This window comes from Roseateles sp. GW821-FHT09G09, from assembly GCF_059415965.1.
Genome location: NZ_JBWKOG010000001.1, coordinates 603,849 through 629,904, shown reverse-complemented (window position 1 = coordinate 629,904; position 26,056 = coordinate 603,849). Strand labels below are relative to the sequence as shown.

Here is a 26,056-nt window from a genome sequence, read left to right as displayed (position 1 = left end):
CAGAAGGGCGGCGGGAGGAACGGAGTCGGCGATGCCGCATCGCGCGGCGGGCGAATTGTGCCCGGCTGCGGCATGCCGCCTGCGTGACACCGTGGTCCTTGCCGTTGCGCCACACTGCCGTTCATGTTGGACACCCAGCCCCGCAGCCCGCAACGCCGCCGCATCTACCTGATGCGCCATGGCGCGGTGACCTACTTCGACGGTTCGACCGGCCGACCGGTGCTGCCCGAGCAGGTGCGACTCAACGACGACGGCATCGCCCAGGCGCAGGCCGCCGGCGAGGCCTTCCGCGCCGCCGGCGTGCGCTTCGACCGCGCGATCGTGTCGGGCCTGCCGCGTACCGTGGAGACCGCGGACCTGGTGTTGCGTCATTCCGGCCAAGCCGAGTTGACCCCGCAAACCTGGCCCGAGTGGCAGGAGATCCGCGGCGGCCGCCTCGGCGACATTCCCGACGAGGACCTCCCCCAGGCCTTCAACGGCCTTCAGCGCAGCCCGGTCGCGGAGTCGCAACGTTTCCTGAACGGCGAGAGCGTCGGCGAGCTGCTCGATCGCGTGCTGGGCGGCGTCGCGCGGCTGCAGGCCGATCCCGACTGGGACTGCGCGCTGCTGGTCCTGCACGGCGTGGTCAACGCGGCCATCCTGTCGCATGCGGTGACCGGCGGCCAGCGCCTGATGCTGGGCAGCTGGGTGCAGTCGCCGGCCTGCATCAACGTGCTGGACGTCGCGCCGCCGACCGGGGACTCCCCCGGCAGCTGGCTGCTGCGCGTCTGCAATTTCGCCCCGTCGCATCCGCTGCATGCGGACGAGCGGGCCACCACGATGGAAGCGCTGTACGCGCAGTACCTCCGCTATCGCAGCCAACGCGGCTGAAGGACCTCCCCATGAACTTCGACTACAGCCCCAAGGTTGAGCAACTGCGCGAGCGCCTGCTGGCGTTCTTCGACGAGCACATCTATCCCAACGAGCGGCGCTACCACGAGGAGATCGAGGCCAACCGCCGCGGCGGCAACGCCTGGATCCCGACGAAGGTGATCGAGGAACTCAAGCCCAGGGCGCGCGCCGCCGGGCTGTGGAACCTGTTCTTGCCGCGCTCGCCGCGCGCGCCGGAAGGCCTGTCCAACCTCGAGTACGCGCCGCTGTGCGAGATCATGGGCCGCGTGTACTGGGCGCCCGAGGTCTTCAACTGCTCGGCCCCGGACACCGGCAACATGGAGACGATCGAGCGCTACGGCAGCGAGGCCCACAAGGACCGCTGGCTCGAGCCGCTGCTGCGCGGCGAGATCCGCTCCGCCTTCCTGATGACGGAGCCGGACGTGGCCTCGTCGGACGCGACCAACATCCAATGCCGCATCGATCGCGACGGCGACGAGTACGTCATCAACGGCACGAAGTGGTGGTCGTCGGGCGCCGGCGATCCGCGCTGCGCGCTGTACATCGTGATGGGCAAGACGAATCCCGACGCGGGACGCCATGAACAGCAGTCGATGGTGCTGGTCCCGGCCAACACGCCGGGCATCACGGTCAAGCGCCACCTGAGCGTCTTCGGCTACGACGACGCGCCGCACGGCCACATGGAAATCGAGCTGAAGAACGTGCGCGTGCCGGTGGACGACATCCTGCTGGGCGAGGGGCGCGGCTTCGAGATCGCGCAGGGCCGCCTCGGCCCGGGACGCATCCATCACTGCATGCGGTCGATCGGCGCGGCGGAGCGGGCGCTGGAACTGATGTGCAAGCGGGCGGTCTCGCGGGTCGCCTTCGGCAAGACGATCGCGCAGCAGACGGTGACGCAGGAACGCATCGCGGAATCGCGCTGCAGCATCGAGCAGGCGCGCCTGCTGACGCTGAAGGCGGCCTACATGATGGACACGGTCGGCAACAAGGTCGCCAAGGCCGAGATCGCGATGATCAAGATCGTGGCGCCGAGCATGGCGCTCAAGGTCATCGACTGGGCGATGCAGGTCCACGGCGGCATGGGCGTCAGCGACGACACGCCGCTGGCCTACATGTGGGCGGGCCAGCGGACGCTGCGCTTCGCCGACGGTCCGGACGAGGTCCATCGCAACTCCCTGGCGAAGCTGGAGCTGGCCCGCCACATGACGCTGCCCAACGCCGGCGACATGCCGGTCACCCGCGGCGGCTGAGGTTCCGTACACCGTCACGCAAAAAGCGTGGCACCCCACCAACGGGGGGACGTCGCTGGAACCCGCTTCTCCCCCCGGAGAGCGGTTTCCATCGAGGAGCGCGGTGGCTAGGATCAGCCACCCTTTTTTCCGGGCGTTCTCCCGAGCGCCGCTCCCGCGATGAACCGATTCGCCGAAGTCCGCACCTGGCCGCTGCTCGCGTTCGCGCTGCTGGTCGGCCTGCAGGCGATCGTGCTCACGGTGACCCTGGGCGGTTATGCGGTGGACGGCTGGCTGGCGTGGATCGGGATGGCCTCGCTGGTCCTGACGGTGCTGCTGGCGGCGGCGGTCGTGTCGACGCTGGCACGCACGCAGGCCCGGGCCAGGCTGGCGCAGCGCACGATGGAGGAAGCCATCGACGCGCTGCCGGCCAGCGTGGAGATCTTCGACGCCGAGGACCGCCTGATCGCCTACAACAAGCGCCTGGTGGAGATCTATCCGCACATGCTGCGGCACTTCCAGCACAAGTGCACCTTCGAGGACCTGGTGCGCGAATCCCTCGCGCGCGGCGGCATCCCCGAGGCCCGCGGCCGCGAGCCCGAATGGCTCGAGGAGCGCAAGCAGGCGCGCGGCCAGCAGATGTCGCCGCTGCTGCAGCGCGTGCACGACGACATGTGGCTGCGCATCTACGAGTCGCGCACGCCGTCGGGCGGGATCGTCGGCGTGCGGATGGACGTGACGGACCTGATCCACGAGCAGCAGCGCCTGGCCGCCAGCCGGGCCCAGCTCCGGGCGACGATCGAATCGGCGGCCAACGGCATCCTGACGCTCGATTCGGGCGGCCATGTACTCGAGGCCAATCCGAGCTGCGAGCTGCTGTTCGGCTTCACCGCGGCGGAGCTGCAGGGCGTGCACCTCGGCATGCTGCTCGGCGCCGCGACCGCGACGACCCCCGAACCCGGCGCGACACCCGACGCCGCGCTGGACCCGCGCGCACTGCTCGGCCAGCCCCGCGAGTTCACGGCACGGCATCGCAGCGGCGAGGCGCTGCATCTGCAACTGGCGCTCGCCGAGGTCCGCACCGACACCATCCACCTGTATGTCTGCATCGTCACGGACCTCACCGAGCGCAAGCGCCAGGAGGAGCGGCTGCGGCGCGCGAACGAACTGCTCGCGCGGCAGTCGACGACCGATGGCCTGACGGGCGTGGGCAACCGGCGGCTCTTCGACCAGCTGCTGCAGACGGAATGGCACCGCGCCACCCGGGCGAACCGGCCGCTCGCGCTGCTGATGGTCGACATCGACCACTTCAAGCAATACAACGACTGCTACGGCCACGTCTCCGGCGACGACTGCCTGCGCCGCGTCGCGACGCTGCTGCGCAGCTGCGCGGGCCGCGGCGGCGAATCGGTCTGCCGCTACGGCGGCGAGGAGTTCGCGGTGCTGCTGGTCGACACCGACCTGGCCGGCGCCCAGGTGGTCGCGCAACGCTGCCTGGACAGCGTGCGGCTGGCCGCGATCGAGCATGTGGGCTCGCCGGTCAGACGTTCGGTGAGCCTGTCGATCGGGGTGGCGTCCTTCATACCGCAGAACGGCGACGCGGCGCAACGCCTGATCCAGACGGCGGACTCCGCACTCTACGAGGCCAAGCAGGCGGGCCGGGCGCGCCTGATCTGCCAGCAGCAGACGGCCTGAACCGGCGGCGCCACAAGGCCGCGACGACGGCAGCGCGACAATCGCGTCCATGCCGCACGCCGACCCCACCCAGGATCCCATCGTTTTCCTGAAGCAGCAGATCCGCACCGTGCCGGACTGGCCGTCAGCGGGCGTGCAGTTCCGCGACATCACGCCGCTGCTCTCGAATCCCCGGGCGTTCCGGGTGCTAATCGACCAGTTCGTGCATCGCTACTTCGATGCCCGCCCCGACGCGATCGCCGGCCTGGACGCGCGGGGCTTCATCATCGGTTCGGTGCTGGCGTATGAGCTGAACGTCGGCTTCGTGCCGATCCGCAAGAAGGGCAAGCTGCCCTTCACGACCTTGCAGGAGACCTACGAGCTGGAGTACGGCAGCGCCACGGTCGAGATGCACACGGATGCGGTGAAAGCCGGCGACCGCGTGCTGCTGATCGACGACCTGATCGCGACCGGCGGCACGATGATGGCTGGGAAGCGCTTGCTGGAGCGCCTTGGCGCGGAGGTCATCGAAGGCGCGGCGATCGTGGACCTGCCGGAACTGGGCGGGTCGAAACGCCTGCGCGACGGAGGACTGAAGGTGTTCTCGCTCGTCGAGTTCGACGGGCACTGAGCACCGCTCGCTGATTTCAGCGGTCCATCGCTCGCTTTGCGTCGCCGCCACCGGGCCTGTCCGAATTTCTGTGTGTGCGGCTGATTGAACCTTCACCGAACACGTGAAGCGGGTGGACGATGTTACGGGGTCAGTTTCTTGAAGCGATCCTCGTACAGGATCGCAAACTGGTTCATCGCGGACTTCCAGTTGGGGCCGCTCGTCCCTAGTCCTCGGTGATGTTGCGCGGCCAGCCAAATCAGCCTGGTCGCCGCATCGTCGCTGGGGAAGTGCTCGCGAGTCTTGATGTTCTTTCGCAGTCCCGCGTTCACGCTCTCGATGGCATTGGTCGTGTAGATCACGCGACGCACTTTGGGCGGGGAAGCCAAGAATGGGATGACCTTGTCCCAGGCCCTCCGCCAAGCGCTGACGATGGTGGGGAATCTCTGCCCCCAGAGGCCCGCCTCAAACACGTCCACCTCGACCTCAGCCGCCTCAGCGTTCACGGACCGGCTTGATGGCCGCAGCGAACTCGCCCTACGATCCTTCAAACTGGCGAGGTCAAGGCTATTGCGGATGAGGTGCACGATGCAGGCCTGCAGCGTTGTGGACGGGAACTCCGATTCCGGTGCCTCGGGCATGCCCTTGAGCCCGTCGGTGCGCGCATGAGGACGTCGCGTGTGCCGTCGGGCAGCACGCCCAACGCCCAATACACGGCCTTGGAGCGCACCACGGCATCCTCTCGGATCTTGACGCGCAGCGCGTCAAAGAACACCACCTGATACATCGGTTCTAGCGGCAGCGTTGCCAGGCCGGGACCTCGGTCATCGCCTCCTCGTTGCCACGGCTAATGAGCTCGGGCGACACGTCCACCGAGTGCATCGCGGCGAGGAATCCCTGGATCACTCTCACCGTCAGGCCAGCCTCGTGCCGGGCGCGTAGCCCAGGTGATGGCTCATCTCGGTGCCCAGCGCGCGCTCCAGGGCGGCCTCATTGAACTGCTGGAAGATGTTCTCGAGCTCGACAGCCCCCGCCACTGGACAAATGCGTGGCGCCTATCCTCAGCGGAGGGCGCCGTAGTCCATATCCTCGACGTAAGAGCCGTACGTCGCGCACGTTCCGGTTCCATAAGCAGTCACCTCCGCGCCAGTTGCTTTCGCAGTCAAAGCCATGGCGGCAATCAGCCGCCCACCGGGCGTATTGGCATTGAATGCCAGCGCATTTGAATAGTCCGCGACTCGACAGCCAGCAACGGTTCCAACCACCGACTTGTCGAACATGATCATTCCCTTTCCGTCCTGATCCGTTCTCACCGAGAGAACCTTGGCGGTGATGGAACCGCCAGCAGACGCTTCGAGTGCAACGGTGGCGAGAATCAAGCAGAGCAGCTTTTTCATTTCTCTAGCGTCAGAAGTTTGCGTGAATAGAAATTGGACCGGGTCAGGGCCATCATGAGATCACCTGGAACGTCCTTGAACAACCCCATCACTTCCCGATGCAGAACCTGCTGAAGATCTCCCCCAGCAGGTCATCGGCGGTGAACGCTCCGGTGATCTCGCCCAGCGCGTCATGCGCGAGGCGCAACTCCTCCGCCATCAGATCCAGCGCCGGCGGCTGCGACTCGGCCTGGAGCAGCGCCAGCTCGATGTGTTCGCGCGTCCGGCGCAGCGCCTGCACGTGGCGCTCACGGGCGATGAAGAGCCCCTCCGGCACGGCGTGCCAGCCCACCTGCTCCAGCAGCTTGCGCCGCAGCGCATCCAGGCCCTCGCCGGTCTTCGCCGACAGCGTGAGCGCGCCTGCAGGCAACGACGTCGGCGCGTGCGCATCGGCCTTGTTGTAGATCTGAAGGATCCGCGCCGGGTCGACACTCGCGAGGCGTCCGCGGATGTCGGCGTCCTCGGACTCGTAGTCCGCATGGCCGACGCGTGTCAGGTCGTGCAGGAACAGCACCACGTCCGCGTCCGCGATCGCATCCCAGCTGCGCGCCACGCCGATGCGTTCGACCTCGTCCTCGGTGTCGCGCAGCCCAGCGGTGTCGCTGATGTGCAGCGGTACGCCGTCGATCTGGATCGTCTGACTCAGCTTGTCCCGCGTCGTGCCGGGAATCGGCGTCACGATCGCCAGCTCGGCGCCGGCCAGCGCATTCAGCAGCGAACTCTTGCCGACGTTCGGCTGCCCCGCCAGCACGACCTTGATGCCCTCGCGCAGGATCGCGCCCTGCCGGCTGCGGTCCAGCAAGGCTTCCACGCGCACCAGCAAGCGCCGCAGCTTTCCCAGCGCATCCGCCTGCTCAAGGAAGTCGATCTCCTCCTCCGGGAAGTCCAAGGTCGCCTCGACGAGCATCCGCAGCTGGATCAACGCTTCGCGCAAGCCGCCGACCTCGCCGCTGAGCGCGCCGGCCAGCGCGCGACCGGCGCTGCGGGCGGCGGCTTCGGTGCTCGCATCGATCAGGTCGGCGACCGCCTCGGCCTGCGCCAGGTCCAGCTTGCCGTTGAGGAACGCGCGCCGCGTGAATTCACCGGGCTCGGCCAAGCGCATCCGCAACGCGGGGTCGGCCTCCAGGCATCGCGCCAGCAGCAGCTGCAACACCACCGGTCCGCCGTGAGCCTGCAGTTCCAGCACATGTTCACCGGTGTACGAGTGCGGGGCCGGGAACAGCAACGCCAAGCCGTGGTCGATCGCCTCGCCCGACGCGCTGCGGAAGGGCAGATAGGTCGCCTCGCGCGGCTTCAGCGCCCGGCCGCAGATCGCCGTCACCAGCGGGGTCAGGTCTTGAGGCGCGGACACCCGCACGATGCCGACCGCCCCACGTCCGGGTGCGGTGGCGATGGCGGCAATGGGGTCCTGGTGGCGCGACAGCATGGGCCCGATTGTCTCGCAGCGCCCATGAAAAACGGCGATGCGCCCGTGGGCGGCATCGCCGTTGTCGTGGATGGCGCGGGGTAGGCCTCGTCGCCGTCTCTCGTGAGCCGACGCCTGGCGCCTCCGGTTCTCCACCCCCTCAAGCCGGGTGGAGAAGCGACCCCCGCATGAAGCCCATTAAGCACCCTCGCACAGGCGAAAAAAAGCCCCCGGTGTGCGGGGGCTCGGGGCTGCGCGTGAGGAATTGCCGAACCCCTCCCGCGACGGTCACCCTTACTTCTTCACGGCGGCTCCGCCGATCTGCTTGTTGATCATCCATTGCTGGGCGATCGACAGGATGTTGTTCACCAGCCAGTAGAGCACCAGGCCCGACGGGAAGAAGAAGAACATCACGCTGAAGGCCAGCGGCATGATCCACATCATCTTGGCCTGCACCGGGTCGGCCGGTTGCGGGTTCAGCCACACCTGCAGCAGGCTGGACGCCGTCATCAGCAGCGGCAGCGGACCGATCGGCGCGCCGAACAGGTGACCGAACAGGCTGTCCGGCTTGGACAGGTCGTGGATCCACATCACCCACGGGGCGCCGCGCATCTCGACGCTCGACAGCAGCACCCAGTACAGCGCGATGAAGAACGGCATCTGCAGGAAGATCGGCAGGCAGCTGCCCAGCGGATTGATCTTCTCTTCCTTGTAGATGCGCATCATCTCCTGCTGCATCTGCTGCGGCTTGTCCTTCATGCGCTCGCGCATTTCCTGGATGCGCGGGTTCACCGCCTTCATCTTGGCCATGCTGCGGTACGCGCTGGCGTTCAGGCCGTAGAACGCGGCCTTCAGCATCACGACCAGCAGGATGATCGCCCAGCCCCAGTTGCCCAGCAGCGAGTGCAGCACGTCCAGCAGCCAGAACAGCGGCTTGGACAGGATCTTGAAGATGCCGTAGTCCTTCACCAGCTCCAGGCCGGGGGCCAGGACTTCCAGCTTCTTCTCTTCCTGAGGACCCACGTAGAGCACGTCGTCCAGCTTGGCCGACGCGCCGGGCGCGACGGTGGCGAAGTTCATCACCACGCCGGCGGTGTACAGGTTCTCGTTGAGCGGACGGACGTTGAACTCGCGCGGGCCTGCCTCGTTGCGGATCCAGGCGCTGACGAAGTAATGCTGGACCATCGCGACCCAGCCGTCCTCGGCGTTCTTCTCGTACTCGGCCTTGCCCTTCTTCAGGTCGTCGAACGACAGCTTGTGGTACTTCGCCTTGTCGGTGTAGATCGCGGGACCCGAGAACGAGGTCGGCGCGAACGACGGACCGGTGTGGTCGATGTGGCCGTCACGCACCAACTGCAGGTACAGCTGCGGCGTCACCGGCGCGGTGCCGGTGTTGGTCACCTCGTGGTTCACCGCGATGGCGTAGTCGCCGCGCTTGAAGGTGTAGGTCTTGACCAGCTTCACGCCGCCCTGGTCCGCTTCCAGGCGCACGGTCAGCGTGTCCTGGCCGTCCTTCAGCTCGCGCGGACCGTCGACCAGCGTCAGCACCGTCTGGTCGCTGGGCGCATTCGGCACGTTCAGCAGGCCGGAGCGGGCGCTGTAGTTGCGGACCGGGTCCAGCACGACGACATGGCCGCTGGGGTTGGTGTCGTCGGCGTGCTTGAGCAGCTCGACGCGCACCAGGCTGCCGCCGCGGGTGTCGATCGTGGCCTTGACGACGTCCGTCGTGAAGGTGACCAGCTCGTTCTTGATCGGTGCCGGGGCCGCGGCGGTCGAACCGGCCGCGGAAGCGCCGGCAGCAGCCGGCAGCGCGGCGGCGGACGCGGCCGAGGCCGGGCCGGCCGGCGCGGTGGCGACCTTCGCCGGCGCCGGGTGGAACAGCGAAGGCTGTCCGTTGTGCCGCTGCCAGCCGTCCCACAGAAGGACCAGCGACATCGTGAACACCACCCACAAGATGGTGCGGCGAATATCAGTCATGGGAAGCTTTTGGATTGGCGGTTGAAGAGGTTGCCCCCGGACGGCATCCGGACGGACGCAGCAATCGGGTGAACAGGCGGGGCGGATTGTCGGGCACGGGATCGTGTCCGCCCAGACAGAATGGGTTGCAACGCAGGATCCGTGCGGCCGCCAGATAGGTGCCGGCGGCGGCGCCATGCTGGCGCAAGGCCTGCATCGCGTAGTTGGAACAGCTCGGGCTGTAGCGGCAACCCGCGCGCAGCCAGGCGCTGAACAGCAACTGGTAGCCGCGCACCAGCCCCATCAGCAATCGCGTCGACAGGCCGGGGCGGGGATCCATGGTCGTTTTTCCGAACCCGGAGTCCGGTCAGCCGGCCGCCGCCGACGCCGGCGGTCGCGCCAGCTTGCGGGTCAGTTGCAGCAGTTCCGCGCGCGCAACGGCGCGCAGCGCGTCGGAGGACGCGCTGGGGAACTGCTTGCGATCGAAGGGCATGCGCAAGCGCACCACCCAGAGGCCGGGCGGCAACTCGGGCAGGTCGCCGAACACCGCGCGGATCTGGCGCTTCAACAGCGTGCGCGTCACCGCGCGCTTCGCGTGCCGTTTGGGCACGACGTAGCCCAGCCAGGCCCTGTCGGGCGCGGCTGGAGCCGATGCTGCGGAGAGCGGTGCCACCGTTGCCACTTGCGATTCATCCACAGCTTGGGGATGAATCGGTGCATCACCTGTGGACAAGTCAGCCGATCCCTTGGCAGGGCGGCGCTTGGGCAGCGAGGGGCTGTCGGCCAGGTGGTGCACGGCGAAGTGCGGGCTGCGCGCGCGGCTGGGCGTGCCCAGCACGCGCTCGAAATCGGCCGATCGTACGACGCGGCCGATCACGGTGCTGACGAGGTCGTCTGGCGTTGGGTCGTGCGTTTGGCTCAGACGGCCAGGCGCTTGCGGCCCTTGGCGCGACGAGCAGCGATGACGGCACGGCCGCCACGCGTCTTCATGCGGACCAGGAAGCCGTGGGTACGGGCGCGACGGGTCTTGGAGCCTTGATAAGTGCGTTTCATGTTCAACCTCTAGGAAATCTCGGAACTTCCCGTCGCCTTGCGCCGTGCCTGTGGGCTTGTGCCAGTGGGCTTGTGCGCCGCGGACGGAGGACATCGGGGGATGTCGGAAGCCGCTTGAAAAGCGGAGGCCCACGAAGCTACGTCCGGGCGTCCGGAAAACCCGCGATTACAGCAAAGATTTGCACCAGGGTCAATCCGGATGCAAGTCGCCACGGGGATTACCAGCACTTGACCGGGGGAAAAAATCTGTGGATAACCCAGACTCCGCGGGCCCGGATCGGTACAATCGGGCCGCTCGAAGAATAAGTTTTCCACAATGAGCGCAGACTTGTCAGGTGCGGCCCTGTGGCAGCGCGGCTGCGAACGCCTGGCCGCTGAACTGCCTGAACAGCAATTCAATACCTGGATCCGACCGCTGCCCCCCGCGGAGGTCGCCCAGCAGGACGAGAACGGCCACGAGGCCGTGCTGGTGTCGCTCCGCGTCCCCAACCGATTCAAGCTGGACTGGATCCGGAGCCAGTACGCCGGCCGGATCGAGGCCATCCTCACCGAACTCGCCGGAAAGCCTGCGCGCCTGGAATTGTCGCTTGCACCGCGTGAAGCCATCGCGCCGCTGCCCCGCACGTCGCCGTCCGGCATGACGATGGGCCAGGTGCTGCAGCAGCACGGCCTGCGCGGCGGCCCCGGCGCCCCCCAGCCCGTGTCGGACCAGGCGGCAGCCGCCGCACGTCCGGTCGCGGCACCGCCCGCGGCCCCGGCGACCGCCGCCAGCCTGATCCAGGGCGGCGCGGCGCCCAGCGTCCCGGCCAACCTGCCGCCCAGCGCCACGCGCCACCGCATCAACACGAGCCTGACCTTCGACACGCTCGTGCCGGGCCGCGCCAACCAGATGGCACGGACCGCCGCGCTGCACGTCGCCGGCGCGCCGGGCCAGATGTACAACCCGCTGTTCATCTACGGCGGCGTCGGCCTGGGCAAGACCCACCTGATCCATGCCGTCGGCAACGCGCTGCTGAAGGACCGTCCCGACGCCCGCGTGCTGTACCTGCACGCCGAGCAGTTCATCTCGGACGTCGTCAAGAACTACCAGCGCAAGACCTTCGACGAGCTCAAGGCCAAGTACCACTCGCTGGATCTGCTGCTGATCGACGACGTGCAGTTCTTCGCCGGCAAGGACCGGACGCAGGAAGAGTTCTTCAATGCGTTCGAGGCGCTGCTGGCCAAGCGCGCCCACATCATCATGACCTCGGACACCTACCCGAAGGGCCTGGTGGACATCGACGAGCGCCTGACCAGCCGCTTCGACGCCGGGCTGACGGTGGCCATCGAGCCGCCCGAGCTCGAGATGCGCGTCGCGATCCTGATCAAGAAGGCCGAGGCCGAAAGCGCGCCGATGCCGGAGGACGTGGCCTTCTTCATCGCGAAGAACGTGCGCGCCAACGTGCGCGAGTTGGAGGGCGCGCTGCGCAAGGTGCTGGCCTACAGCCGCTTCTCGCACAAGGAAATCAACATCCAGCTGGCGCGCGAGGCGCTGAAGGATCTGCTGTCGATCCAGAACCGGCAGATCTCGGTCGAGAACATCCAGAAGACCGTGGCCGACTTCTACAAGATCAAGGTCGCGGACATGTACTCCAAGAAGCGTCCGGCCAGCATCGCCCGGCCGCGCCAGATCGCGATGTACCTGGCCAAGGAGCTGACCCAGAAGAGCCTGCCGGAGATCGGCGAGCTGTTCGGCGGCCGGGACCACACCACGGTGCTGCACGCGGTCCGCAAGATCGGCGGAGAGCGCCAGAAGAACACCGAGTTGAACCAGCAGTTGCACGTCCTGGAGCAAACGCTGAAGGGATGAGGAAAAACGCCTTCGCCTTCAGCGAAAATGCCGCGTTCGCCCGTACAGCCAACAGTGGAGAGAGGTTGACATGATCGTGTTGAAAGACAGCCAGGACAAAGTGCTTGCCGCGCTGCAGGCCGTGTCCGGCATCGTGGAACGGCGCCACACGCTGCCCATCCTGGCCAACGTGCTGGTCCGCAAGCAGGGCCGGCAGGTCGAGCTCACGACGAGCGACCTGGAGATCCAGGTCCGCACCACGGTCGAGTTCGACGGCGACGACGGCGACTTCTCCACGACCATCGGCGCGCGCAAGCTGATCGACATCCTGCGCTCGATGCCGTCGGACCAGACGGTGAGCCTGACGTCCAACCAGAGCAAGATGACGCTGCAGGGCGGCAAGAGCCGCTTCACGCTGCAGACCCTGCCGGCGGACGACTTCCCGCTGGTGCAGGAAGCCGCCGACTTCGGACCCGCGTTCAACGTGCCGCAGAAGACGCTGAAGGGCCTGATCAACCAGGTGCACTTCGCGATGGCGGTGCATGACATCCGCTACTACCTGAACGGCATCCTGTTCGTGGCCGAAGGCAAAATGCTGACGCTGGTCGCGACCGACGGCCACCGCCTCGCGCTGGCGCAGGCGGAGACCGACACCGAGATGCCCAAGCAGGAGGTGATCCTGCCGCGCAAGACGGTGCTGGAGCTGATGCGCCTGCTGAAGGACGGCGGCAAGGGCGACGACGAGAGCGCGCCGATCGAGATGCGCTTCGCCGGCAACCAGGCCAAGTTCAGCTTCAGCGGCATGGAGTTCGTGACCAAGCTGGTCGAGGGCAAGTTCCCCGACTACAACCGCGTCATTCCGAAGAACCACCGCTTCCACGTGCTGATCGGCCGCCAGCCGCTGCTGGCCGCGCTGCAGCGCGCGGCGATCCTGACCAGCGAGAAGTTCAAGGCGGTGCGCCTGTCCTTCGACCCGGGCCTGCTGTCGATCGCGTCGAGCAACGCCGAGCAGGAAGAAGCCAAGGAAGAGCTCGAGATCGACTACGGCGGCGACCAGATCGAGACCGGCTTCAACGTCACCTACCTGATGGACGTGCTGGCCAACATGTCGCAGGACATGGTGCGCGTGGACCTGAACGACAGCTCGTCGAGCGCGCTGCTCAGCATCCCCGACCACAGCGGCTTCAAGTACGTCGTCATGCCCATGAGGATCTGAGGTCGCGCCGCGACCTTCGCTCCTCAGAGCGGGAATGTGGCGCACCCCCTGCCCCCGCCAGGCGGGGGTTCTAGATAGTTTGACAAACGGCCGCTTGCGGCCTTGAACAGCCTTCCGATGACCGACAACAGCACTCCTGAGAACACCCCGACGCCCGTGCCCCAGAACGACGGCACGGGGTACGGCGAGTCCAGCATCCAGATCCTGGAAGGTCTGGAGGCGGTGCGCAAGCGCCCCGGCATGTACATCGGCGATACCTCGGACGGCACGGGTCTGCATCACCTGGTGTTCGAGGTCGTCGACAACTCGATCGACGAGGCGCTGGCCGGTTACTGCGACGACATCGTCATCACGATCCACACGGACAACTCGATCTCGGTCATCGACAACGGCCGCGGCATCCCGACCGGCGTGAAGATGGACGACAAGCACGAGCCCAAGCGCTCGGCGGCGGAGATCGCGCTGACGGAGCTGCACGCGGGCGGCAAGTTCAACCAGAACAGCTACAAGGTCTCGGGCGGCCTGCACGGCGTGGGCGTGTCCTGCGTGAACGCGCTGTCCAAGACGCTGCGCCTGACGGTGCGCCGCGAGGGCAAGATCCATCAGCTGGAGTTCAGGAAGGGCTTCCCGCAGGATCGCGTGATCGAGATCCGCGACGGCTTCGAGACCAGCCCGATGAAGATCGTCGGCGAGACCGACAAGCGCGGCACGGAAGTGCACTTCCTGCCCGACACGGAGATCTTCACGCAGAACGCCGAGTTCCATTACGACATCCTGGCCAAGCGCCTGCGCGAGCTCTCGTTCCTGAACAACGGCGTGAAGATCCGCCTGGTCGACGAGCGCAACAACAAGGAAGACAACTTCGCCTTCGCGGGCGGCGTGCGCGGTTTCGTCGAGTTCATCAACAAGGGCAAGACGCCGCTGAACCCGAACATCTTCCACGCCCAGGGCGACAAGATGTCGGACCAGAACACCAACGTCGGTGTCGAGGTGTCGATGCAGTGGAACGACGGCTTCAACGAGAGCGTCCTCTGCTTCACCAACAACATCCCGCAGCGCGACGGCGGCACCCACCTGACGGGTCTGCGCGCGGCGATGACGCGGGTGATCAACAAGTACATCGAGGACAACGAACTGGCCAAGAAGGCCAAGGTCGACGTCACCGGCGACGACATGCGCGAAGGCCTGGCCTGCGTGATCAGCGTGAAGGTGCCGGAGCCCAAGTTCAGCTCGCAGACCAAGGACAAGCTGGTGTCCAGCGAAGTGCGCGGCCCGGTGGAAGACGTGGTGGCCAGCAAGCTGACGGACTGGCTGCTGGAGAACCCGGTCGACGCCAAGATCATCTGCGGCAAGATCGTCGACGCGGCGCGTGCGCGCGAGGCGGCGCGCAAGGCGCGCGAGATGACGCGCCGCAAGGGCGTGCTGGACGGCATGGGCCTGCCGGGCAAGCTGGCGGACTGCCAGGAGAAGGATCCGGCGCTGTGCGAGATCTACATCGTGGAGGGCGACTCCGCCGGCGGCTCCGCGAAGCAGGGCCGGGACCGGAAGTTCCAGGCCATCCTGCCGCTGCGCGGCAAGATCCTGAACGTCGAGAAGGCGCGCTACGAGAAGCTGCTGACCAGCAATGAAATCATCACGCTGATCACGGCGCTGGGCACCGGCATCGGGCGCGGCGCGGGCAGCGACGACTTCAATCCCGAGAAGCTCCGCTACCACCGCATCATCATCATGACCGACGCGGACGTGGACGGTGCGCACATCCGGACGCTGCTGCTGACCTTCTTCTACCGGCAGATGCCGGAGCTGGTGGAGCGCGGTCACATCTACATCGCGCAGCCGCCGCTGTACAAGGTCAAGGTCGGCAAGCACGAGCAGTACCTGAAGGACGGCCACGAGCTGGACGGCTTCCTGCTGAAGGTCGCGCTGAACGACGCCGAGCTGCACACGACGGGATTGGGCACGGGTCCGGTGCTCAAGGGCGAGGAACTCGAGACGATGGCACGCCAGTACGTGGCGGCGCAAAACGTGATCGAGCGCCTGTCGGCCTGGATGGACGGCGAGGCGCTGCATCTGCTGGCGTCGGGTCTGGCGCTCAACCTGGACACCAAGGAAGCGGCGGACATCTCCGCGACGGCGCTGCAGGTCGCGTTGAACGACGCGGTGGTCCACGCGGAGGTCGATCCGCGCACCGACAAGCAGTTCCTGCGCATCAGCCGCCGCCACCACGGCAACGTGCGTTCGAGCATCATCACCGCGGACTTCGTGCACGGCGCGGACTATGAAGTCCTGGCCGAGGCCGGCAAGACCTTCAAGGGTCTGGTGGGCGAGGAAGCCGTGATCCGCAAGGGCGAGGGCGAGAAGGCCAAGGAAAGCAAGGTCGCGGACTTCCGCGCCGCGATGGCCTGGCTGATGACGCAGGCCGAGTCCAGCGTCGGCCGCCAGCGCTACAAGGGCCTGGGTGAGATGAACCCCGCGCAGCTGTGGGAAACGACGATGGACCCGACGGTCCGCCGCCTGCTGCGCGTGCAGATCGAGGACGCCATCGAAGCCGACCGCGTGTTCACGATGCTGATGGGCGACGAGGTGGAACCGCGCCGCGAGTTCATCGAGCAGAACGCGCTGAGGGCGGCCAACATCGACGTGTGAGCGTCGGACTGCCGCGTAAGGCGCCAAATTATTTGCGACTGGCGCCACTTAAACGCGACTAGCCGCCAGAGTTATCGCGACTGGCATATGAGATAGCGGAGATAGGGGCAGAGTTTTCAAAGCGCTTACGAAGAAGCTTGGGCACACAAGTTCGTCGTTTGATTGCAGGGGAGGTGAAGAGTTGGTCAACCTAGATAGCAGTGTTGCGAATCGGGCGATAACAGCGAGGCACAACTCCAGGGGAGAAAGCTTTGCTATTGGCGCATTTGTCGAGGTAGCGTCGTCGCCGTGGAACGCTTACGGCATCGGCAAGCTGGCCCGCGTGCAGGGGCGGCATGCGGTCATCTCTTACTTCGACATTCCTGACGACACGAACCCGCCAGACGTGACCGTGCTTCTAACAGCGGTCAAAGTCGTAGACCTACCGGTCCAGACGCGCGTCTTTCACCTCGATGAAGGAACCGGCCGATGGCGCGTAGGACGCGTTCTGGACGGTGAGGGACCGGTCGTGATGGTCCAGTTCCCAAATGGCCAGATTGACAACTTGCGTCGCGAGGAACTGCACACTCGATGGCGTAAGCCCATCACCGATCCGGTCGCGTTTCTGTCGCGACGAGTGACCGAAACACCGCTTTTTGCAGAGGCCCGTTCGGGATTCGTGCGCTGTGTTATTGCACAGCGCGCCGCAAGCCTAGGCATGGGCGCCGTTTTGTCATCCAACATCGAACTCGTTGACTTCCAGTTCAACGTCGTTAGGCGAGTCCTTCAAGACCCAGTTCAGCGATACCTATTGGCTGATGAAGTCGGACTTGGTAAGACCATTGAGGCTGGAATCCTCATACGGCAGTACATTCTGGATGAGGCATCGACTGCGCGCGCATTGGTTGTAGTACCTCCCTCGCTGGTCAACCAGTGGCGAGAGGAGCTTGCGGACCGCTTCAACTTGGCGGAATGGTTGGATGACTTTGTCCAAGTCATTGCCTCTGATCGCCTTGACGACATTGCGCGGCACATCCCAAGCGCGGGGATGCTTGTTGTAGACGAAGCTCACCATCTGTCTCGCCAAGACGAGCAAGGCGGAAATCGCCTGTACGACTTACTGAGAGTCAGTGTCCAGGACTCGCAACGACTGCTACTGTTGTCCGCGACACCCGTCCTCTCCGATACGTCCGGCTTCCTGCGGGTCCTGCATCTGCTCGACCCCGTTGTGTTTCCTCTAGATGACCTGGCTGGCTTCGAGCAGCGCCTGCAGTCCCGACAACTGATCGCAGAAGCCGTCGCATCGCTTGTGCCGGACAACGTCCTTTCGATGGAGGATGACCTTGATCGCCTGCAATGCGCCTTCCAAGAAGATGAGACGCTGGCGCGCTTGATCGGCGCCTTGCGCCCAATTGTGCAGGCGCTGCCCAATGAGACGGACGAAGTCTTTCTGCTCGCCTTGGGTGAGTTGAGATCTCACCTGACAGAGACGTATAAGCTTCACCGCCGCATTCTTCGCAACCGCCGCAAGTCGGTCCCAGGATACACACCACCGCGCTGCGGATTAGACGTCTTCGAATTCGAGTGCGCTGTCACGGGCGAACGACGGCGCAGTCTTGACCTGCTTCGCGTGCGGCTAGCCAACATAGAGGCACCCGGTGGCCTGAATTCGGCACTCCTAAGTGCCGTCGTACACCCCGCCGGTGCCGTCGCTTTGCATAACTTGCTGCACCACAGAGGCGTTGTGGACGATCAAGCACTTGCCTTTGCACGGCATGTCGATGAACTCACAAGTCAAATGCGCGGCGAAGGTGCTCGAGCGCGAGCGCTGGTCAGCGCCGTTGAAGAGCTTCTTCGAACGCCTGGTCAACAGGTTGTCGTGTTTTGCGACGACGTCACCGAAGCTGACGCCGCGGCTGTCGCGTTAGAACGATCACTTGCTAGTGGCACGGTTCAACGTCATCGCGTGTCAACTATGCAGGCCGATGACGGCGGCGATGTGATCGAGCCTTGGCACGCGTTTCGGCGTGATCCCTCTACATGCCGCGTGTTGGTTTGTGACGTACGCGCCGAGGAGGGTCTGAATCTACACGGCGGAAAGAAGGTAGCGGTTCACTACGACTTGCCGCTCGCCCCTAATCGCATCGAACAGCGCCTGGGACGTCTTGATCGATTTGGATCAGGTGACCCTCTCAGGTCAGTGGCACTTGTTTGCCGCGACAGCCAGGATGAGCGCACCTGGCTTGCTTGCCTTGATGACGGTCTGCAGGTTTTCAAGGCATCCATAGCGAGCCTGCAGTATCTGGTCGAGGAAACACTACAACCGACTGCCGATGCGTGGGCTGGCGAGGGTGAGCCTGCATTGGCAGCGTGGCGTAATCAGCTTGTTGGACCATCCGGCTGGGTCGCTAGAGAGAGACGCCGAATTGATCAGCAGGACGCCTTGGACGCACTCGGGGAGGTCGAGAGTGCAGTGTTCGACGACTTGGATGCGGTGGACTCCGACTGGCAGGCATGGCGCAACGCCTTTGACGAATTTGCCATCAAGGCCCTCCAGTTCCAGAAGCGGATTGAGGATTGGAAAGATCCGCTCCCTACAGGTGAGCAGGTATTCCGGCTCGCATACCGCCGGGACTCTGGCGCCTCTACCCTGATCACTCTCAATTCATTCATCGAAGGGCTCCTCGGCGCCATTGACACCGAAGCTCCACGAAGCTCATCCAAGAACCCGCTCACGTTTGCCTATGCTTATCGACGCAGAACGGCACTCTCGAAGCGAGGGACTGCAGGGAAGGTTCGCGCTTTGCGATACGGTGATGCGCTCGTGGAGTCGCTGTTTTCCTTCTGCGAGTCCGACGACCGCGGTCGTGTCCACGCGATGTGGCGCCAGGCCTCGGGATATGAACCGTTGGGCGCTACCGGCGTGGACTTGTATTTCCGGTTCGACTTTCTAGTGGAAGCAGACCTTCCGCAGAGTGAGCAGGCACAGGACGATGTCGTACGCGCGCTGCGACGACGTGTCGACGGTCATTTTTCGCCCCACTTCCACTCCGTATGGGTGTTGCCTAACGGACAGTGCGTGGACAGACCGCCCGCAGTGTTGGCCGCGCCGTATCGGTCCGACGAGGCCAAAGTTGCGGAGGATGATCGTGACTACAACCTGAACACAAGACGATGGCAAGTGTTGGAAATGCAGGCCAACCTCCCGTGGCTGCCTGACTGGAGCAAGCATTGCGGTACGGCCAGGGACGCCGCTCGGCGGTTCGTTCTGCAACTTGATGAGGTGACGATGCGGATTCGACAGGGACTGAGTGGCCTGCGTCGGCAGCACGAAAGTCGCGTCGCACAACTCAACTCACGAGCAGCCCGACTTGAAGGAGCGGCGAAAGATGCGGAGTTATTCGAACTTCGTGCGGAGGATGAACTGCATCTTCAGCTAACTAGCGCCGTTGCTTCCCCCACTCTCCGGCTGGATTCTGCAGGGGCGGTCTTCGTATCACCCACGTCACCGTTCGCCCAATGAGCCCGGCTCAAGCGTTCGATTTCCCAGCCCTATTGACGGTTCTGTCCGAGTGGCCGGAGGAAGTCGTCACCGAGGCTTATCAAGCCGATCCGCTCATGGAGCGGCTTCGACAAGTGCTCTATAGGTTGCAGCGCGGCGGCCCGGTGTCTGGCAGCGATCTGCTGCCCCTACTACGTCAGGCGCTGCTCCGACGTGCAACACCGGATGAGCACTTGCCATGGGTCCGCGTGCCAATAGGTTCACCATGGCCTGCGATTGCAGACTGGCGTTTGAGCCAGTTCGATGTCATGGAAAACGCCTCCCACACGCTAGTACACGCACGATTCCCACAGCTTTCATTCTTGGAGGGACAAGCTGACCTGTTCGATGACGCATTCCGAGAACTGCCATCCAGGCCAGAAGCGTGTGTCCTCGGCGATCCAGTCCTTGTGCGCAACCTGCCATTCGACTCTTACACGGGCCACGGTCAGCGCGAGGCGGCTCGCGCGTTGCTCCACTTGCCCCGGTCACAGACGCTCATCGTCAACCTACCGACGGGCAGCGGCAAAAGCCTGATGGCCCAGTTGCCGTCGCTGCTTCAGCAAGACGGCACCATGACCTTGGCCATTGTTCCGACGGTCGCCTTGGCCATCGACCAGGCCGCTCGAATGTCGAAGCTCCTGGCTACGCGCTTTCCTCACCGAGAACTGCCGCCGCTCGCTTACCACAGCGGATTGAACGAGGAAGATCGGGTGACGGTATGGCGCGCGGTTCGCAGCGGTTCGCAGCCGATCCTTTTCACCTCTCCTGAGTCTGCTACTGGTTCGCTGCGCATCCTCCTCGAACAGGCGGCGAGTGCAGGGCGCTTGGATCATGTAGTCATCGATGAAGCACACTTGGTCATCGGATGGGGCAATGGCTTTCGCCCAGCATTCCAACTGCTTCCGGCGATGACGCGCAGTTTGAGGAATCTAGCGAGCACTCGTCCTCTCCGCGTCGTGCTTGCATCTGCCACGTTGACGGCAGCTACGACCGAAGCACTGCGCCAGCTCTTTGGGCCGCCAGAGCAAACCTACGTGGTTTCGGCTGTGCATTTACGTCCCGAGCCACGTTACGCGTTTCAGTTTTGCAATCATCCGCTAGCGCGTACCGAGCACGTACTGGAAGCCGTTCGTCTCGCCCCGCGTCCGCTAATTCTCTACGTCACTCGCCCAGACGAGGCAGATGCTTGGGTTGGGGATCTGCGTGCGCACGGATATCGCCGCCTCGCTTCGTTCACTGGGCGCACGCCTTCGGATCGGAGAGAAGCTTTGCTCAAGGCATGGGCAGCGAACGAACTCGATGTCATGGTGGCCACATCCGCGTTCGGGCTTGGCGTGGACAAGAGCGACGTCCGTACTGTGATCCATGCAACCATGCCCGAATCCCTCGATCGCTTTTATCAGGAGGTTGGTCGAGCCGGTCGTGACGGCAAGGCTGGGATCAGTTTGCTGCTCTACACCGATCCGGACGTGGATCAAGCAAGGGGCATGGCCGGAGAAACGCTCATCGGGGACGATACCGGACATGAGCGCTGGACGCTCATGATTGATCATGCCGTACCAGATCCCGAACACGCCGATGTGCATTGGGTGGATGTAACGCAACTCCCGCCCCACCTCAAGGTCGAGTCCGATGCCAGCGCCAAGTGGAACATTCGAACCTTGACGTTGATGGCGCGCGCTGGATTGATCCAGTTGATCGCCCTGAGGTCTGACGGAACTGGTGACGACAACACACCACAGGACGTAAGTGCCGCCACGAAGGCGGCAATTCAGATCTTGGACGATGGACACCGTCACCAGAACATCTTCGCGGCACGCATGCGTCGTGCGCGAGATCAGATTTGGGCCGCCTCGGAGCTTGGGCTCACAGCCATGCTTGCCGTCGCAGAACAGCGAACAGAGGTTTCAGCCGCACTCAAAGACACATACTCGTCGACCGGTCCCACCTGGTCACCTGTCTCGGCGTGTTGTGGGGGATGTCCTGTTCATTGGAAGGTACGCAACGCCAGCAAGGACTACGCACCACCCCAACCACCGCGCCTGGCCAGTTTTGCTGTGAGGCCCGGCAGCGACATTCGAGAACTGGGCCTCCCCATGGTCGGGCGGCAGTTGCTTGTCGTCGATGTTCCAGGTGATGGCGCTTACGACGCGGTCTGCACCTCCATCGTCGAGGTCTTGGCCGACTACATCAGGCCCCATACGTGGGTCGTCGAATCGACTTTCGCTGGGCGATTCAGGAAACGCTTGAGCGAGATGCTGCTGCGTAGAGCAGCTGATGATTCGTTTGTCGACACCGTGTCCTACCAGGCGCCTGACGAGTGGCGCGGTAGCGAAGGCGAGACGCGCGTTCTCCTGTTCGGACCTGACTGCACGTCAGTCCCAGAACAGTTGTGGTTGTCTAACTCGCGCTTGGACGTGCTCGTCATTCCCTCGGAGACGCCACAAACACGGAATCCGGGCCGCCGGTTCATCGACACGATCCCGCACATCCACGCCTACGACCTCTTGGAGCGCCTCACCGCATGAGCTTGCTCAACCTCACCAACGATGGTCTGCCGAACGTGCTGGTCAGCCTCTACGAAGCCGTCGCTCGCGCCAGGTCGCCGATGACAAGAGAAGACTTGCTCGATGCCGTTGCGCCTGGCGGAGCCGTGATCGATGAAGGAAAGATGGCTCGCCAGACGCTCAATCGTTGGCGAGACCTCGGTCTTTTCGTTGAGACGGACAACGGAATCACTCTGGCCGCAACCCCCTCATCCGATCTGCGTGGTGCCGGGGACGTGTTGGCATCGGTCCGCCGAGAGGCCCGCCGGTGCGCATTGTCGGAAGCGAACAACGAGAACCTCTGGGCAAGTGAAGGAGCAAAGGCGGCAGACTTCACGCGATCGCTCGCTTGGCTGCTGGCGCAGGATGTCTATCGGACAAAGTTCACCGACCTAGAGGAGCTCGAAGGTCGGCAGATCGCCGATCAGCAAGCTCGACTAATGCGCAACGACACGCGTCGGAATGGTCTGCAGTTTTGGGCGCACTTCCTCGGGTTCGTTCGCCAACCTGGTGGTGGTGAGATCGACCCAACCGTTGCAGTCCGAGAAATTCTTCCGCAGTGTCTCGAACCCGGTGAGGACATGCCAGCGAGCGACTTCGTCGACAAACTTGCCGTAGCACTTCCAGTACTTGATCGCGGTGTTTGGCGGAAGGCCGTTGAGGCTCGTCTAGAACCCCAAGCGCTGCCGACTCTCGAAGAGGGGCAACTTTCCACTTCGCTATCTCGTGCTCTGCTGTCGCTGATGATGGCCGAAGAACTGCAATTCGAGAATCGCGCAGACGTGGGCCGTGGAGTGGTGTTCACAGGTCGCGACGGGCTCCGCCCGAACTACCGCTACAGCTGGGTCAAGCGAGCACGCGCCGCCAAGAGGAGGGCAGGGTGAACATCACTAGCTACTGGCCCTCGTTGGAGAACATCAACGAATGCATCCGCACAGAGGCAGAGACTGTCGATCCCGCGGTCCTGCTAGCAGTTCACGAGCCGGGCCCCCTGTGCGTCCGATCTGCGGAAGGAGGGGCTGAAGAGATCAAGACTGAGCAGGACCTGCTCAAGGAGTTGTTGCGCCCGGCCGACGATGGCAGTGCCGTGCTAGTTGCAATTACCGGTGCCTCTGGCGTCGGAAAGTCGCACATGGTGCGCTGGTTGCACGCTCAGTTGCTGCGCCACCAACTGCGTGACCGGTTCGTCATTGTTGTAGTGCCCAAGACAGCGAGCCTCCGACAAGTCATCGAGCGCATCCTGGCTCCGCTGCAAGGGGGGCAGTACGAGCACCTACGAGGGGAATTGTCGAAGGCCATCGAATCCCTTGCGCCGGATCAAGCTAGCGAATTTCTTGCCGCTTCCCTGGGCAACGAACTGGAGATCCGGTATCAGCAGGGGATGCAATTGCTGACGGCTGGTGGCGCTACGAGCGACCGGTCATTTCGTGATCGGGTGGCAGCAGCAAAGGGACTCCGCGACGTTTTGCGCGATCCGATCGTCCGGGACAAGTGGTTCGGTGCTGTCCTCAAGCGAATCATTCGACAAACGCTCGAAGGGGGCAGTGAATCCGAGACAGGCGAACTGCGACGCTTTGTGCCCGAGGATCTAGCGACGCCCGATGACTGGGATCCAAGCTTGGGCACACCGGCAGCGAGGCTCTACCTGCAGCAGCTCCAAAAGAATGATGGCGCCCTACGCGAACCCGCGGCGGCCGTACTACAGGACGTGCTTGACCCCGCGCTGCGGGGCGTGTTTAGGTTTTCGGAGGCCCTGGGGCAGAAGACGATCGAGGAAATCGTCGCAGGTATCCGGGAAGAGTTGCTGGCCGAAGGCAAGGAACTTGTATTGTTGATCGAGGACTTTGCTGCGCTCGCGGGAATTCAGCAACCGCTGCTCAATCTGATGATCGCGGAGAGCGACCATCAAGGCCAGCGAGTGCGAGCGCCGATCCGTACTGCACTTGCCGTGACTGACGGCTTCTTGCCAAGTCGGCAGACCATCCTTACGCGTGCAAAACGCGAGTGGATCATTCCGAATACGGCGCCAACACACGATCAAATAATCCTTCGCTTCATTGACCTGGCGGGCCGCTACCTCAACGCAGCGCGGTGGGGCGCAGATGCGCTACGGCAACAGTACGGAGCAGGCACCGACGATTGGGTAGAGTCGTTCAACGCGCCGCTCGCTGCGGAAGACGCCGAAGTCCTATCAGCCTTCGGCAAGAGTCGGCACGGGTACTCCCTCTTCCCACTTTCGGCGATGTCGATCGAGTCACTGTGTCGCCGGGAGTTGCGCAAAGGGGCGGACCTCGTGTTCAACCCTCGTGCATTCATCAATACCGTTCTTCGAGACACGTTGCTGCTCCGGCCTCGATATGAGCAGCGAGCCTTTCCACCGCCTGGATTCAAGGCGGCGGTGCTTCCGGCAAGCGCCGAAATCGGTTTGCGGACACAGCCTTTTACCCAGTCCGACAAGGAGCGCTTGTCGCCCGTCTTGGTTCATTGGGCCGGCAGTCCACAAGACCTGAGTGCACCGTCTCAAGTGGCAAGGGGCATCTTCCAGGCGTTCGACGTTCCCTGGCCATATCTAAGCGACCGGGTAGTTCTACCGCCGCAAGGACCACCAGACAAGGGGCCTACGGCATCTCAACCAACACCCCCATCTCCCAGTGAGAAGCCCGGGACGCCCGGATTTGTCGAGCAGGTCGAGCGCTGGGCCAACGGAGAGTTGCTGCCTCAGGCACAAGCCAGGCGCATACGAGCCATTGTCTCCACGGCACTCAAAGATCGCCTGGATTGGAACGGCTTGCGGATGCGCTCGACAGCTATAAATGCTGAGCACATCTGGCTGCCCTACGTCGGGGGAGTCGGCAACCCGACGACAGAGCCGATGTATATCGCTGGCGAAGAGACGCGCCCTCTGGCTGCAGACTTGCGGGCAGGCGTGGTCGCTCTCGATCGATGGGACACGAATCAGCGCAGCTGGGACTACCTTGAGTCAGAAGACGACTATGTGCTGGCGCAGCAACTCATCGATCGCCTGGAGCAGCAGGCCATCAAGTGGTTCACCTCACTCGCCGAACGACAGGCGGCTGTAGCCGTACGGGTCCTTCATCGCCAGGCGCTGCTACTACGGCTGACCAAGGCAGCGGACCCGCCGGTTCCGCCGCTAATGGCTTACAAGTCCGCGCTTTCGTGGACACCAACCGGACCGGACTCGGACGACAAGACCCACGCAGCTAGCGTGATGTCAGCCTGTGTTCGGGCAGCGTCGACGATTGAAGATGTACGCCGGGCACTTTACGAGTCGATCGGGTGTTTTCAGGGCAACGGTGCCCAAGCCTATGCGATCGACTCCCGACGCCTGCGGAGCGCGTGGCGAGCGGAGGAGCAGCCTGACGATCCGCAGCAGATTCGGACGCTTGGGAACGCGCGTGACGCTGCCAACGAATTGGCAGGCTCGCGTCTGGGCACCTTGATAGCGAGATACCGCTCGACTGTCGAAGGCCTGGTTAACAAGGTGGTGACACTTGCCGGACAGGAAGCACCGACCGATCTCGTCAACGCGCTTGAGTTGCTTTTGACGAGTGCCAACAAGGCGAGCCTGATACCTTCGGACGGCTTCTCGCTGTCCCAAGCAAAGCGGGAGCTTGCTGTTCTAGCTGACGAAACATCGCAAGCCCACCTGCGAAGGGCACCAAGCTTTGCGATTCCCGCAGACGATGCAACGCTTCACAGGCAACTGGCGGTCTGGGCAGAGTGGGACGTGCGGTCTCTCAGAAAGACCGTCGATGCGCTCGACTATCTCGATCGACTGATCAAAGGTATTGAACGTGAAGCCAAGGCCGCACTCAAGTCGTCCGGAGGTGGTGATATTGCTGGCGCGGTAGCGCAGCTGCAATCCGACTTGGCTGAGTTGGCGACGGGAGACAAAGTATGACGACGATGTTGGAACGCTGCAGAGCCGCTAGCGAAACGGTGTCGCAAGTAGCCACCGCGAGGAAGCTACAACACGTTCGCGCGCGCCTTGAGCAGCGCACACAAGAATGGACTGAACGGCG

Annotated in this window: 18 protein-coding genes and 1 pseudogene; 11 read left to right on the top strand and 8 right to left on the bottom strand. The window is 64.1% G+C overall.

The genetic code is table 11. From position 1 onward, the window contains the following. Positions 1-123: 123 nt before the first annotated feature. The 4 genes from AC07O8_RS02780 to AC07O8_RS02765 all read left to right on the top strand — a co-directional run bounded on the left by AC07O8_RS02780 (position 124) and on the right by AC07O8_RS02765 (position 4,425). Positions 124-870 carry a histidine phosphatase family protein gene (locus AC07O8_RS02780; protein WP_495046582.1) on the top strand — a complete coding sequence of 249 codons (747 nt, stop codon included), beginning with the start codon at positions 124-126 and terminating at the stop codon, positions 868-870. Between the two features lie 11 nt (positions 871-881). Continuing rightward, entirely contained in the window at positions 882-2,141 is a 1,260-nt protein-coding gene (locus AC07O8_RS02775; RefSeq protein ID WP_495046581.1) for an acyl-CoA dehydrogenase family protein, read from the top strand. Positions 2,142-2,300: 159 nt separating this feature from the next. Beyond that, the gene (locus tag AC07O8_RS02770; RefSeq protein ID WP_495046580.1) at positions 2,301-3,815 is read left to right on the top strand and encodes a sensor domain-containing diguanylate cyclase; all 1,515 of its coding nucleotides are present in this window, start codon (positions 2,301-2,303) and stop codon (positions 3,813-3,815) included. A 49-nt stretch (positions 3,816-3,864) separates the two neighbouring features. Beyond that, positions 3,865-4,425, top strand: a complete 561-nt coding sequence (locus tag AC07O8_RS02765) for an adenine phosphoribosyltransferase (RefSeq protein ID WP_495046579.1) — start codon at positions 3,865-3,867, stop codon at positions 4,423-4,425. 122 nt (positions 4,426-4,547) lie between these two features. Here the strand turns inward: AC07O8_RS02765 and AC07O8_RS02760 are convergent. From AC07O8_RS02760 to rpmH, 8 genes and pseudogenes are all read right to left on the bottom strand, one after another. After that, a pseudogene (locus AC07O8_RS02760) lies at positions 4,548-5,340 on the bottom strand (transposase); the annotation flags it as partial. Further along, a complete protein-coding gene (locus tag AC07O8_RS02755; RefSeq protein WP_495046578.1) occupies positions 5,319-5,441 on the bottom strand; it encodes a hypothetical protein in 123 nt (40 codons plus the stop codon). The pseudogene AC07O8_RS02760 and the gene AC07O8_RS02755, both read right to left, overlap by 22 nt. A 24-nt stretch (positions 5,442-5,465) precedes the next feature. Next, on the bottom strand, positions 5,466-5,801 hold the full coding sequence (locus tag AC07O8_RS02750) for a hypothetical protein (RefSeq protein ID WP_495046577.1): 336 nt from the start codon (positions 5,799-5,801) through the stop codon (positions 5,466-5,468). Positions 5,802-5,889: 88 nt separating this feature from the next. Beyond that, positions 5,890-7,266 (bottom strand): tRNA uridine-5-carboxymethylaminomethyl(34) synthesis GTPase MnmE, encoded by a 1,377-nt coding sequence (gene mnmE, locus AC07O8_RS02745; RefSeq protein WP_495046576.1) that lies wholly within the window; start codon positions 7,264-7,266, stop codon positions 5,890-5,892. 273 nt (positions 7,267-7,539) lie between these two features. Then, positions 7,540-9,222 carry a membrane protein insertase YidC gene (gene yidC / locus AC07O8_RS02740; RefSeq protein ID WP_297525982.1) on the bottom strand — a complete coding sequence of 561 codons (1,683 nt, stop codon included), beginning with the start codon at positions 9,220-9,222 and terminating at the stop codon, positions 7,540-7,542. Continuing rightward, positions 9,215-9,541, bottom strand: a complete 327-nt coding sequence (gene yidD, locus AC07O8_RS02735) for a membrane protein insertion efficiency factor YidD (RefSeq protein ID WP_495046575.1) — start codon at positions 9,539-9,541, stop codon at positions 9,215-9,217. Before yidD ends, yidC begins: the two co-directional genes overlap by 8 nt. Positions 9,542-9,568: 27 nt before the next feature. Then, a complete protein-coding gene (locus AC07O8_RS02730) occupies positions 9,569-10,078 on the bottom strand; it encodes a ribonuclease P protein component (protein ID WP_495046574.1) in 510 nt (169 codons plus the stop codon). A 41-nt stretch (positions 10,079-10,119) separates the two neighbouring features. Continuing rightward, entirely contained in the window at positions 10,120-10,254 is a 135-nt protein-coding gene (gene rpmH / locus AC07O8_RS02725; protein ID WP_058937081.1) for a 50S ribosomal protein L34, read from the bottom strand. A 316-nt stretch (positions 10,255-10,570) separates the two neighbouring features. Between rpmH and dnaA the strand changes: the two genes are divergently transcribed. From dnaA to dpdH, 7 genes are all read left to right on the top strand, one after another. Beyond that, positions 10,571-12,103 carry a chromosomal replication initiator protein DnaA gene (dnaA, locus tag AC07O8_RS02720; RefSeq protein WP_495046573.1) on the top strand — a complete coding sequence of 511 codons (1,533 nt, stop codon included), beginning with the start codon at positions 10,571-10,573 and terminating at the stop codon, positions 12,101-12,103. A 70-nt stretch (positions 12,104-12,173) separates the two neighbouring features. Then, a complete protein-coding gene (gene dnaN / locus AC07O8_RS02715) occupies positions 12,174-13,298 on the top strand; it encodes a DNA polymerase III subunit beta (protein ID WP_297525978.1) in 1,125 nt (374 codons plus the stop codon). A gap of 117 nt (positions 13,299-13,415) precedes the next feature. Further along, a complete protein-coding gene (gene gyrB / locus AC07O8_RS02710) occupies positions 13,416-15,944 on the top strand; it encodes a DNA topoisomerase (ATP-hydrolyzing) subunit B (RefSeq protein ID WP_495046572.1) in 2,529 nt (842 codons plus the stop codon). A 181-nt stretch (positions 15,945-16,125) separates the two neighbouring features. After that, entirely contained in the window at positions 16,126-19,446 is a 3,321-nt protein-coding gene (gene dpdE, locus AC07O8_RS02705; RefSeq protein WP_495046571.1) for a protein DpdE, read from the top strand. Then, entirely contained in the window at positions 19,443-21,995 is a 2,553-nt protein-coding gene (gene dpdF / locus AC07O8_RS02700) for a protein DpdF (protein ID WP_495046570.1), read from the top strand. The genes dpdE and dpdF overlap by 4 nt, the downstream gene beginning before the upstream one ends. After that, complete coding sequence (gene dpdG / locus AC07O8_RS02695) at positions 21,992-22,897, top strand: protein DpdG (protein WP_495046569.1); 906 nt, start codon at positions 21,992-21,994, stop codon at positions 22,895-22,897. Before dpdF ends, dpdG begins: the two co-directional genes overlap by 4 nt. Continuing rightward, a complete protein-coding gene (dpdH, locus tag AC07O8_RS02690; protein ID WP_495046568.1) occupies positions 22,894-25,935 on the top strand; it encodes a protein DpdH in 3,042 nt (1,013 codons plus the stop codon). Before dpdG ends, dpdH begins: the two co-directional genes overlap by 4 nt. The last annotated feature ends 121 nt before the right edge of the window (positions 25,936-26,056 follow it).